The organism is Levilactobacillus hammesii DSM 16381, from assembly GCF_001434395.1.
Taxonomy (GTDB): domain Bacteria; phylum Bacillota; class Bacilli; order Lactobacillales; family Lactobacillaceae; genus Levilactobacillus; species Levilactobacillus hammesii.
This window is the reverse complement of sequence record NZ_AZFS01000059.1, coordinates 66,520-78,644: the sequence shown is the minus strand read 5'-3', so window position 1 is coordinate 78,644 and position 12,125 is coordinate 66,520. Positions and strand designations below refer to the sequence as shown.

Here is a 12,125-nt window from a genome sequence, read left to right as displayed (position 1 = left end):
AAATTTTGAGTCAAAAAAAAACGCGGTGCTCCAAAGAGCGTCGCGTTTAACGGACAAATTGTAGATTGTAATTGCCTTGACCATCCGATGTAATCGTATAGGTCGTGTAGCCGGCCTGCAGCCATTGATTCTTAGAGGCCTGGGCCCAGTTTTGGGCATCGTCAACGGAAGAGAAAGTGTGCACAGCGTCAAATGAGGTCGGATTGTGGCTACTTGCCGAGGAACTTGAGGCGCTGCTCTGCGTGGAAGACGACTTCGTTTGCGCCTGGTCGAGGAGCTTTTGCTCACGGGACTGGACAGCACTATTCGATTCATCATTAATCATGTTCTGAAGCTTTTGTTTTTGCGAAACGGTAATGCCATTATCATTGAAGTCATCGTACTTATCTTTAAAACTTTCGTAGGCACTCTGCTCGGAGACGGATGACGCCTTGGCGACGAGCGAAGCACTGTTGCTCGATGATGAGGCAGTTTTGGATGCGGAATTATTATGGTGTGTGATGCCTAAGACCAACAGGATAGCGATGGCCAACGTTAATAGCGTCATGACCCAAGGCCACCACCGTCGCGGCTTCCGGGGCCGTTGGCGGGTTGGCCGGTTAGGGTCCTGATTAAAGTTATACCGTTGTACGCGTGATTTTGGCTCTTGGTTGTTCAACTGAAAAACCTCCATGTCAGAAACGGTGTGAAAAAACAAGCTTGCCGTTAAGACGACAAACTACCACACTCTCCATATTAACGCAAAATGGGTACAGAAGAAAATTTTAACCCTAAATTTTGTGATTTCCTTGGCTTTCTTACCGCGGAAACCGCCAGCATATTGTATGATGGTAGTGGAACTAAGTTTGAAAGGTGGTTTTTAATTTGCATAATGACATTCCTGAATTACCTCTAAATAACGGCAACCGGATTCCGCAACTGGGTTTGGGTGTTTTCCAAGTGGACAACGCCGAAGATACCAAAAACGCGGTTAAATGGGCGCTAGCTGCGGGCTATCGGCACATTGATACGGCAGCCTACTACGGCAACGAACAGTGGGTCGGTGAAGCCATTCGTGAGAGTGACGTCAAGCGCGAGGATATCTTTGTGACTTCCAAGCTCTGGAACAGCGAACGGGGCTATGACGAGACCAAGGCGGCATTTCAGACGACCTTGGACAAGCTGGGGTTTGACTACCTCGACATGTTCCTGATTCACTGGCCAGCTCCTGGCTACGCCGAAAGTTGGCGGGCGATGGAAGACCTGTACAAGGCCGGTAAGATCAAGAACATCGGGGTTTCCAACTTTAACCAGGCCCAACTGGAAAAACTGATGGAAACGGCCACCGTGAAGCCAGCGGTTGATCAGATTGAAACGCACCCGTATTTCCAAGAAAACGACTTACACGCTTACCTGGAAACGCAAGGCATCTTGCACGAATCCTGGAGTCCGTTGGGTGGCGGTAAGAACAACGCGTTGACCGATCCCGTCATTAGCGAATTGGCCGCAGCGCATGATGTGAGTGCCGCTCAGATTATTTTGCGTTGGCACATTCAACGTGAAGAGATCGTGATTCCTAAGTCCACGCATGAAGCCCGGATTCAACAAAATCGCGACGTCTTTGCCTTTGGCCTGGATGAAGATGAAATGCGGGCCATTAGTGACTTAGATGCCGGCAAGCGTGTGGGACCAGACCCAGCCGATGAAGCTTGGCTCAAGCAGTCGCAGACGTATTCCAGCCGAAAGTAACTAGCGGTAACGTGGAATATCGTGTTCCTTGGCCTGAATCTCTAGCTGATCAGTCAATTGATTGACCACGCTAAGGGGCACCTTGGCAAAGGGACTGAAGAAGTGGGGATGGTCCGGATCGGGCACGTCCTGTGTTTCTTTTAATTTAGATACCATTGAGACTAGGTCATCCTTGTGATAGCCTAGTTTTTTTGCGTAGTAGACGACTTCGCGATAACTCACGTTTTTAAAGTAAAAGTAGTAACAAAGTCCGGCCGCCGTAAAGTACCAGAAGATGGTCCATTCTAAACCAACCTGTTTCGGGTCAATGATGCCGGTAAAAATAGCGACCAGCACGAAGGCAACGTAAAGCAGAATGGAAAGGCCAGCCCAACGCTGTTTGGAGGTCATAGAGTTCAACTCGATTCTTGAATGATTTCGTCCAGTTTACGGGGTTAGCGGCCAGATTTCAAGTTATTTTCGGTGATAAGTTAGTGAGAGTTCAAACAGTTTGGGCGATCCCAACTTGCGTGACAGCGCCATCCCGTGAGATGGGGACGGACAGGGCACGTGATGGTTGGAAAGTCAGTATGGGCCCGATTAGGCGTGTACTTTTATGGCAGGTTATCGAGTCTAGAGTGGCTGTCAGTTTTGACTGGATGCGAGTGGAGTAATCCCTTTTTAAACAACTTCTAGTAACTTGAGATAAGTCGTTCTTAACTGGGGCGTCTTTACGAACAGTTGCGGTTTATTGAAGGTTAGTCGATGGTCTTCGGCTTACAGCGTGGGACGTGTTTGGAGACCAGCGATCTTTGCTGGGCTTCAAACCGAGCCGGAGGACCGCTTCTTAGGCCGCAGGCGGTCCCCACAGCAGCCGGAATCTCTGACTGCCGCAGGCAAAACCGACTATCTGAAATCAATTAATTCTTTAAGATTCACTTAGGTAAACCATTAAGGCCAAATGAATGTTTCGCATTTAATGATGAGTCGTGTATAATAGCACAGTATTGATGCAGACCGCTTTGGAAATGAGAGGTATACGAATTGAATTTGAGTTTTGAAACCATTCAACCGGAAGATTACCAGCAGGTAGACCAATTAGTAACGGCAGCCTTTACGCCCGCGCAAGAAAGCGCAGGAACCGAAGGCAACGTGATTCACCAACTGCGTTCGACCTATGACTATCAACCTAGTCTAGAAGTTGTGGCCAAGCCGGCACTTGACCAGGTCGTGGGCCATGGGTTGTTAAGCCCCGTCACGATCCGGGGAAACTGGCACACCACCACGATTCTAGGACTCGCCTCATTGGCGGTTGATCCTGAATGGCAGGGGCAGGCGATTGGTAGCCAACTCCTGAGCGAATTGGAATCACGGGCACGGCTGGCCGGCTTCGCTGCTATCAGCGTGGTGGGTGATATGAATTTCTTTGGAAGCCGGGGCTATGTGATGGCAGAAGATTTTTCAATTCATAATAGCTTGGCCGTTCCTATGGGGAGTCACCTGATCAAACCACTGACAGCTGGGGCTTTGGCTCATGTCGGGGGGATGTTGGAATACCCAGCCTCATTTAAATAAATTTTAGATTAGAGGTTGACGGTCTTTTCTCATCGTGCTATTATCAAATCAATCAAATAACGAACGCTAATTTCCATTACCAAGTAGCGTGTCATCTGTGTGTCAGAAAGTCGGTGGTTGCTGCGAACCGATCAGGGTGATTACGACGAAATACAGTGGAATGTCCTGCTCCGGCAGGCGGAGAATAACTAGAGCCGTTACCATCTAGTGAGTGGAGTTGACTGGGTCTAGAACCAGTGGCTCAAACTGGGTGGTACCACGGTTGTCGTCTAAATCGTCCCTGTTGCAATGTTGATTGCAGCGGGGGCGATTTTTTTGTACATAATCTAGGCATAAACAAAGAGGAGCGATTTTTATGAAAGAACAAGACAACAAGCGTACCTGGAAGCCAGTTAAATTTGGCGAAGCAATTATTATTCTATTGGCCATGTTGGTCGTTATGGGATTGGGTGTCATTAAGTTTGGGTTATCACCGATGACACCGGTCTTACTGGTGATTGCGTTAGTGATTCTGTGGGCCAAGTTACGTGGGGCCGACTGGGATGATATTCACGGCGGCATTATTGATGGGATTAAGACCGGGATTATTCCCATCTTCATCTTCCTGTTAATCGGGGCCTTGATCAGTGTCTGGATCGCCGCTGGGATTATTCCATCCATGATGGTCTTCGGGTTCCATTTGATTTCAGCACAGTGGTTCGTGCCATCCGTCTTCCTCGTGTGTGCGATTGTAGGGACGTCCATCGGGAGTGCCTTTACCATCATTTCCACGATTGGGATTGCTTTGTTCGGGATGGGGACTACGATGGGCTTTAACCCCGCATTAGTTGCTGGGGCCATTATCTCCGGTGCCATCTTCGGTGACAAGACGTCGCCACTGTCTGACTCCACCAACCTGGCTTCTGCCATTGCGGAATCTGAATTATTTGCCCACATCAAAAACTTAATGTGGTCCACGATTCCGGCCTTCTTGGTTTCCCTGGTGCTCTACTTCTTCATGGGCACGGGGTCATCCGATGCCAATGCCATGGGCAAGATTAACAAGACCATTGCCACTTTGAGCGGCAACTTCTCCATTACGTGGTGGGCCGCTTTACCGATTATTCTGATGTTCGTCTGCGCATGGCGGAAGATTCCAGCCATTGCGACCTTACTCTTAAACATTGGTTTAGCTATTGTGATGTTATTCATTGAAAAGCCAGCCACTTCTCTGAGCAGCGTGGCAACAATGATCGAATCTGGTTTCGTGTCTAAGACCGGTAATGCTAGTGTGGATGCCTTGCTGACACGTGGTGGGATTAGCGCCATGATGTCGACGGTTTCCTTGATTATCCTGACGTTGACCTTAGGTGGTCTGTTGATGAAGTTCAACATTATTCAAACGGCCATGGTACCACTGGCGCAACGTTTGAAGAATACCGGTTCTGTGGTGACCGCCGCTATCCTTTCCGGGATTGGGGTGAACATCTTCGTTGGGGAACAATACCTCTCCGTTATCCTGCCTGGTAAAGCCTTCAAGCAAACCTTTAACGATCGGGGCTTAGACAACTTGGCCTTGAGCCGGGTCCTTGAAGATGGTGGGACCGTCATCAACTACTTGGTACCATGGGGTGTTGCCGCCGTCTTCGCTGCCAACACGCTGGGTGTCTCAACGCTGGCTTACCTGCCATTCTGTTTCTTCAGTCTCCTTTCACCCGTCTTCTCCATCCTCAGTGGCTTCACTGGTGTTGGTTTGAAGCGCCTGCCATCATCCGATGACAGTAGTGCTACCGCCGCAACTGTAGCCGCACCGGGTCGTGAGGGACAAGGTGCTTAAGTTAAGATTTCTGCGTGTCGGCCACTGTGGGCGTCAGCGAAACCTCTAGAGTTCGCTGACTGGCGACCGTAAGTGTTAGGTGATTAAATCGTATCCTTTGGAAGGCGTGAGCTAAAGTGCTCACGCCTTTTTAGTATAGATATAGTCGGCGGCCTGATCGTTAACGGTCATTTCGTGATGCTGGTCATCTTCTAGGTAGAACAGACTCAGACTGGTATCGTGCTTGGTCACGTGGAGCGGCACGCCTAGGGGCAGACCTAAATGTTGCAGGTAGTCCACTAGTGCCGCCGATTCTAGATAACTTTCTAAGATGACCGTGGTGGGCGCCGTGACGCTGCTTAGCCGGGTGATCGGAGTATCATCTAATAATTTACTGGGATCAACGAGGCCGCCAAATGGACTGCGCTGCGGGTTTCCTAAGTAATCGTTGAGTGCCAGTGCCGTTTCCGGGGTCAGCGCATCCGCCATGGCCCAGGCCTGAGTTGGAACGAGAGCGAGTGGTAAATGAAGCTTCTGGGCGAGAAAGGTTTCGCAAAGCCGATAGTGATGTAGCAGCTGGCAGGCGAGTCGTTGGCCGGGAGCGGTGAGGGTCACGCCGGTATAGCGCCGCCGGTTGACCAACCCCGCGTTCTGAAGTGAACGGGTCATCTCGGTAACCGTTGCCGGTGTGACAGAAGCAAAGTGAATGATTTGTTTATTACTAACGCGTGGTCGTGCAAAACTGCACTCCGCGATGATCTTTAAATAAGTATTCCGATGGTTCAACATCTAATCAACTCCCCAATAGAATGAAAATAGTTAAGTGCCCCTAAAAATTATATTTCCCAATATGAATTTTAAGGGATGATACGGTGACTTGCAAATTTTTCTGAAATAAGTGAGTTGCTCACAATGAAAGTTCACTTTATTTTATAGACAAAATGCCTATACATGGGCATTTGATATGATACATGTTAGGGATAGCAAAAAAATATTTAGAAAGATTGCAAGACTTTCACATGTCAGCAGAAAAGGGGATTTCGTGGGAATGAAACCGCTTAATTAACTCAAAAGTATCTTAATATCCATTCATTTTAAAGTTAAGTTGCCCTAAAAAAGTATTTGCAAAGGTTAACTTTTACGTTACAATGATCCCGGTTAGAAATTTTCGAGGAGGAGGCTTTTAACATGAGTGATAATGTTAAAAAGCACAAATTGATTGAATATGCCAACGGCCGTTCCCTAGAGGAAATTAACGGTAGTGTGGCAGTTCCAAAGAATATTAGTTTTTGGAAGGCTTTGTTTATGTATTCCGGGCCTGGCGCACTGGTTGCTGTGGGGTACATGGATCCAGGGAACTGGTCCACGTCAATCACCGGTGGGCAAAACTTCCAGTACCTCTTAATGTCCATTATCTTGATTTCAAGTTTGATCGCGATGTTGTTACAGTACATGGCGGCTAAACTTGGCATCGTGAGTCAAATGGATTTGGCACAAGCGATTCGGGCCCGGACCAGTAAGTCGCTGGGAATCGTGCTGTGGATCATGACGGAATTTGCCATCATGGCGACGGATATCGCTGAAGTTATTGGGGCAGCGATTGCGTTATACTTGCTCTTCCACATTCCATTGGTCATCGCTGTATTTATTACGGTTTTTGATGTCTTGCTATTATTGCTGCTGACCAAGATTGGCTTCCGGAAGATCGAAGCGATCGTTGTGTGCTTGATTCTCGTGATTCTGTTCGTCTTCGCCTACCAAGTAGCCTTGTCCAATCCAGATTGGGCGGGTGTCTTCGCTGGCTTGATTCCAAGTCCTAAGACGATTGCCTCAACGCCTTCAATTGGTGGTCAAACGCCAATCACTGGGGCACTGGGGATCATTGGGGCGACGGTTATGCCACATAACCTGTACCTGCACTCTGCGATTTCTCAAACCCGGCAGATCAATCACAAGGATGAAGAAGACGTGGCTCGGACCGTTAAGTTCGCTAGCCTGGATTCAAACATCCAATTGACCTTAGCCTTCTTCGTCAACGCTTTGCTGTTGATCATGGGGGTTGCCGTCTTCAAGAGTGGGACTGTGAAGGATCCTTCCTTCTTCGGTCTGTTCCAAGCCTTGTCCGATACCAGCACCATGAGTAACGGGGTGTTGGCCGGTGTTGCGAAGACCGGGATTTTATCGACATTATTCGCCGTTGCGTTACTGGCTTCAGGGCAAAACTCAACCATTACCGGGACCTTAACGGGTCAGGTTATCATGGAAGGTTTCGTCCACATGCGGATGCCACTCTGGTTACGGCGCCTAGTTACCCGGTTGATTTCAGTGATTCCTGTTTTGATTTGTGTCATGTTGACCAGTGGTAAGAGTGCCATTGACGAACATGCGGCCCTGAACGATCTGATGAACAACTCACAAGTCTTCCTGGCGTTTGCCTTACCATTCTCCATGCTGCCACTGCTGATGATGACGGATAGTAAGCTGGAAATGGGCAATCGTTTCAAGAACTCCTGGTGGATCAAGGGGCTGGGCTGGTTCTCAGTTCTCCTGTTAACCGGATTGAACCTGTACAACATGCCGGCTTCCATCCTGGCTTTCTTCGGCAGCGCACCATCGTCTGCTGAAACGGTGATGGCAGACGTGATTGCTTGGGCGTTGAACATTGCTATTATTGCCCTGTTGGCTTGGACGATCACCGAACTTCATCGAAGCGCTAAGCAGATGGCTGCTGATGCAGCAGCTGGCAATCAGGAACCTAAGGGGGAATAAGCAATGGCAACGACATTCAAACGAATTTTAGTAGGGGTCGATGACTCGGCCGATGCATTATTAGCCTTTAACTATGCGATTCATCAAGCCAAACGAGACGATGCCGAACTGGTGATTGTTTCCGTGCTGGAAAGTGATGATATGAACGTCTACCAGGCACTCGATTCGGATTATATTCACGGGGAACACCGTGAACTCGTGCGTCACGTGGCCGAGTACCAGAAGCAGGCGGAAGATGCCGGCGTCAACAAAGTTAAGATGCTAGTCGCTGAAGGCGATCCGGGTGAGACCATTGTTAAAGATGTGATTCCTCACGTGGAGCCAGATTTACTGATTGTCGGTTCTGAGGCCAAGAAGGGCGCTCGGCGGCATTTCGGAAGTCAGGCGGCCTACATGGCAAAATATGCACCAATTTCAGTCCTAGTTATTCGCTAAATAAATTGACTAATCAAAGCCGGCAGACCGGGGAAACCCAGTCTGCCGGCTTTTTGGCGTCCCATCGTGAGCGCTGTTCAATTTGTATGAGCGTGAAAGGAGAGGTGAGCGGCGGACGCGCGTACACTGGCCGATATAAGAGAGCTGTGTCAGAGGAGATTGGTTTGAAGGAGGGAACGGCCGATGGCGACCACGTTTAAACGAATTCTAGTTGGTGTTGATGATTCTAAGGATGCCTTATTGGCTTTTGAGACGGCGATTCAGCTGGCAAAGCGCGATGCGGCGGAACTGATTATTATTTCCGTTTTGGAAAACGAACAGCTGAGTATCTACCAGACACTGGACAGCGACTTTATCCACAGTGAGTACGATGACTTGGAAGCGCATCTACGGCAGTACCAAAAGCAGGCGCAAGTCGCGGGAGTCACCGATGTCCGCATGATGATTACGGAGGGAGAACCCGGGGAAAGCATCATCAAGGACGTCATTCCAGACGTCAAACCGGATCTCCTGGTCATCGGTTCATTGGCCAAGAAGGGGGTCAGTCGTTACTTTGGCAGCCAGGCAGCCTACATGGCCAAGTACGCGCCGATTACGGTGTTGGTGGTGCGATGAGCGGTGTTAAAATTCTTTTGTTTGTGTAGCTGGACTATTCGTGCGGCTAAATGAGTCTAAAATTGGATGCACTATGGCTGCCAGGGACATTAAATTTGAAAGCTCCAAAGTACCGGCCAAGCCTGTCCTAGCAACAACAGTAGTCTTCGAACTAGGTAATCTAGTTGTACCTTCGCCTTGCCGACCTCACGGCTTAAGTTGTATTCTCAGACAACTGATATCATGACGGTGACCGTCTTGATTGAGCCGAAAATGCTAATTTGCCACGTTTACCAACAATTGTTATGGTAAGACACATTCAGAGCCGGAGGTGGTCAGGGATGGAGCCAACCGTGAAAGTGGTGTTAGCTGGCGTTTTTTCAGCTAGCTTACACCACGGGCGACTTTGGAGACACGTGATTTTCGTGGCTTCAAAGCGAGCGAGAAGACTGGCGTACTTTCAGTCTGAAGCGTCCTCACAGCAGGTGGAATCCCTGGCAGCCGGAGTGCGGTAAATTTAGACTAATTTAATGGCACGAAAGCTTACCAATATTGAGATGTTTAACCTTCAATTTTTAACCCAAAATCCCCCCTTGATCAACTGGATACTGATCAAGGGGGGATTTTGGGTGTGGTTTAGAGTATGACGATGGTTCACTTAGTTCAGTGAGGCGTCACGGCTAGTAATTATCGCCGTTCATGATGGAACTCTTAACGATGACGTAATCGACCGTCCGAATGTCCAGCAGATTACGGCCACCCGCGTAGGAGATTGAGGATTGCAGATCTTCCTGCATGGCATGCAATGTGTCCGCAATGTCGCCCCGGAATGGGACCAACATTTGCTTACCCTCAACGTTCCGGTAGGCACCCTTTTGCTTTTCGGAAGCGGAACCCCAGTATTGCTTGAAGGTCCGGCCGTCGATGGTCAGAAGGCTACCAGGAGATTGTTGATGGCCCGCCAACATTGAGCCGATCATGACCATGCTGGCACCGAAACGCACGGACTTAGCGATGTCGCCATTGTAGCGAATCCCACCGTCCGCAATGATTGGCTTGCGGGCAGCCTTGGCACAGAGCCGGAGGGCGGCAAGTTGCCAGCCCCCAGTCCCAAATCCGGTTTTGAGCTTGGTGATGCAGGCTTTACCAGGACCGATACCGACTTTGGTTGCGTCGGCACCAGCATTTTCTAGTTCGCGGACGGCTTCGGGCGTGCCCACATTACCGGCAATCACGAAACTGTCCGGCAACTTGTCCTTAATCTGCTTAATCATTCGAATCACGGCGTCACTGTGGCCGTGGGCAATGTCGATGGTGATGTATTCTGGCACCAAATCGGCGGCTGCTAACTCTTCGATGAAGGCATGTTCGTCGGCTTTAACGCCGACACTAATGGAAGCAAACAGAGATTTTTCATGCATCCGTTCGATGAAACCCCGACGTTCTTCGGGTTGGAACCGGTGCATGACGTAGAAGTAGTCGTTCTGGGCGAGCCAGACGGCCAGGGGTTCGTTGATCACCGTTTCCATATTGGCAGGCACCACGGGAATCTTGAAGCGGTGGGGACCAAATTCGATGCTGGTATCGGCGTCGTGACGGCTTTCAATGATACATTTATTCGGTACTAATTGGATATCTTCGTAATCAAATACTTCTGCAGGATGCATAGAGGTCACTCCTTAGTCGTGGGATTTAGGCATTCCAGACGTCTTTTAAAATGTTCGTCTGTTCACGGTCGGGGCCAACGGAAAGGGTGGCAAGATCTACACCGACCAGTTCGGCTAACCGCTTGACGTAGTTTTGCGCGTTAACGGGTAGTTCTTCAACGGATTGGCAGTGGGTAATGTCTTCCGTCCAACCGGGTAATTCGTCGTAGATGGGTTGGCAAGCGTCTAGGTCAACCAGACTAGCTGGATAGTGGTAAATCGTCTCGCCGTTGAGTTCGTAAGCCTTGCAGATCTTAACGGTCTTCAAGCCAGTCAAGACATCCAGACAGTTCAGGGACAGAGTAGTTAAGCCAGAGACACGCTTGGCGTGACGCAAGACCACACTGTCAAACCAGCCGATCCGCCGTGGCCGCTTGGTTACCGTTCCGTATTCATGGCCGGTTTCGCGGATAGTATCGCCAATCTCATCGAATAATTCGGTTGGAAATGGACCATCGCCGACCCGAGACGTGTAGGCTTTGCAGACACCGACAACGTGGTCGATCTTGGTTGGGCCGACCCCAGCACCGATGGTTACACCACCAGCAACCGGGTTCGAGGACGTGACGAATGGGTAAGTCCCGTGGTCGATGTCGAGCATGACCCCTTGGGCGCCTTCAAAGAGGACATTCTTACCGGCATCCAGTGCATCGTTGATGACAACGGACGTATCCGTGACGTGATCCTTGAGTTGTTGACCCAAGGCGTAGTATTTTTCAAAAATTTCGTTAAAGTCTAAAGGTTCTTCATTATAGAGTTTCGTTAAGACGTTATTCTTTTCGATTAAGTTTTGCCGTAGCTTGTCGGCGAAGATATCGTGGTCGAGTAAATCAGCGACCCGAATTCCGATTCGTTCGGCTTTGTCCATGTAGGCGGGGCCGATCCCTTTATTGGTGGTCCCAATCTTGTTTTCCTTCATCTTTTCCTGCGCTTGATCCAACAGGATGTGGTAAGGCAGGATCACGTGGGCCCGGTCAGAAATCCGAAGATTGTCCGTCGCCACGCCGTTTTCGTGGAGGTAAGTGAGTTCTTCAATCAATGATTGGGGGTTCAGGACAACCCCATTACCAATCACACTGGTTTTATCGGCGTAGAAGATCCCAGAGGGAATCAGCCGGAGTTTAAACGTTTGACCATTGAAAACGATGGTATGACCGGCGTTGTCACCACCTTGGTAGCGGGCAATGACATCAGCCTTCTCACTTAGAAAATCCGTGATCTTTCCTTTACCTTCATCGCCCCATTGACTACCAACTACTACTGTTGATGACATAACAACACCTCATTACTTTATTTTACCAGGCCGAACACCCAGCAAGAATAAGTGTACCAAGTTCGGAATTAAAAAGCAACCGAAAAGCGAACTATTTTTATATAAATAGCTAATAAAGTTCTATTTATTTCAATATAAAAGTAATTATGGGGCGCAAACAATGGAAAATACTGGCTAAAGTGGGATTATCTGTGGTATGATTACTAACGGAGCAACAACTGATATTATTAAAATAATGTTCGGGTTTTAGTCCGTATTTATAGGAGGAAAC

Annotated in this window: 11 protein-coding genes; 6 read left to right on the top strand and 5 right to left on the bottom strand. The window is 49.1% G+C overall.

Translation table 11 applies throughout. The features are described from left to right. Positions 1-46 precede the first annotated feature (46 nt). On the bottom strand, positions 47-658 hold the full coding sequence (locus FD28_RS07100) for a hypothetical protein (RefSeq protein WP_057734030.1): 612 nt from the start codon (positions 656-658) through the stop codon (positions 47-49). 206 nt (positions 659-864) lie between these two features. Between FD28_RS07100 and FD28_RS07095 the strand changes: the two genes are divergently transcribed. Continuing rightward, positions 865-1,728 carry an aldo/keto reductase gene (locus FD28_RS07095; protein WP_157059866.1) on the top strand — a complete coding sequence of 288 codons (864 nt, stop codon included), beginning with the start codon at positions 865-867 and terminating at the stop codon, positions 1,726-1,728. On the opposite strand, the gene FD28_RS07090 is transcribed toward FD28_RS07095, so the two are convergent. Continuing rightward, positions 1,729-2,118 (bottom strand): hypothetical protein, encoded by a 390-nt coding sequence (locus FD28_RS07090; protein ID WP_057734028.1) that lies wholly within the window; start codon positions 2,116-2,118, stop codon positions 1,729-1,731. It abuts the gene before it with no gap. Between the two features lie 633 nt (positions 2,119-2,751). Between FD28_RS07090 and FD28_RS07080 the strand changes: the two genes are divergently transcribed. After that, positions 2,752-3,282 (top strand): GNAT family N-acetyltransferase, encoded by a 531-nt coding sequence (locus FD28_RS07080; RefSeq protein WP_057734024.1) that lies wholly within the window; start codon positions 2,752-2,754, stop codon positions 3,280-3,282. A gap of 355 nt (positions 3,283-3,637) precedes the next feature. Further along, a complete protein-coding gene (gene nhaC / locus FD28_RS07075) occupies positions 3,638-5,098 on the top strand; it encodes a Na+/H+ antiporter NhaC (protein WP_057734022.1) in 1,461 nt (486 codons plus the stop codon). A 120-nt stretch (positions 5,099-5,218) separates the two neighbouring features. On the opposite strand, the gene FD28_RS07070 is transcribed toward nhaC, so the two are convergent. After that, positions 5,219-5,866 carry a metal-dependent transcriptional regulator gene (locus FD28_RS07070; protein ID WP_057734020.1) on the bottom strand — a complete coding sequence of 216 codons (648 nt, stop codon included), beginning with the start codon at positions 5,864-5,866 and terminating at the stop codon, positions 5,219-5,221. A 399-nt stretch (positions 5,867-6,265) separates the two neighbouring features. Between FD28_RS07070 and FD28_RS07065 the strand changes: the two genes are divergently transcribed. From FD28_RS07065 to FD28_RS07055, 3 genes are all read left to right on the top strand, one after another. Further along, complete coding sequence (locus FD28_RS07065) at positions 6,266-7,846, top strand: Nramp family divalent metal transporter (protein ID WP_057734018.1); 1,581 nt, start codon at positions 6,266-6,268, stop codon at positions 7,844-7,846. 3 nt (positions 7,847-7,849) lie between these two features. Next, positions 7,850-8,281 carry a universal stress protein gene (locus tag FD28_RS07060; protein WP_057734016.1) on the top strand — a complete coding sequence of 144 codons (432 nt, stop codon included), beginning with the start codon at positions 7,850-7,852 and terminating at the stop codon, positions 8,279-8,281. A gap of 183 nt (positions 8,282-8,464) precedes the next feature. Continuing rightward, a complete protein-coding gene (locus FD28_RS07055; RefSeq protein ID WP_057734013.1) occupies positions 8,465-8,896 on the top strand; it encodes a universal stress protein in 432 nt (143 codons plus the stop codon). Positions 8,897-9,555: 659 nt separating this feature from the next. On the opposite strand, the gene FD28_RS07050 is transcribed toward FD28_RS07055, so the two are convergent. Together FD28_RS07050 and FD28_RS07045 are read right to left on the bottom strand one after the other, a co-directional pair. Beyond that, positions 9,556-10,542, bottom strand: a complete 987-nt coding sequence (locus FD28_RS07050; RefSeq protein WP_057734010.1) for a GMP reductase — start codon at positions 10,540-10,542, stop codon at positions 9,556-9,558. A gap of 25 nt (positions 10,543-10,567) precedes the next feature. Continuing rightward, positions 10,568-11,854 (bottom strand): adenylosuccinate synthase, encoded by a 1,287-nt coding sequence (locus FD28_RS07045; RefSeq protein ID WP_057734008.1) that lies wholly within the window; start codon positions 11,852-11,854, stop codon positions 10,568-10,570. Positions 11,855-12,125: the final 271 nt, after the last annotated feature.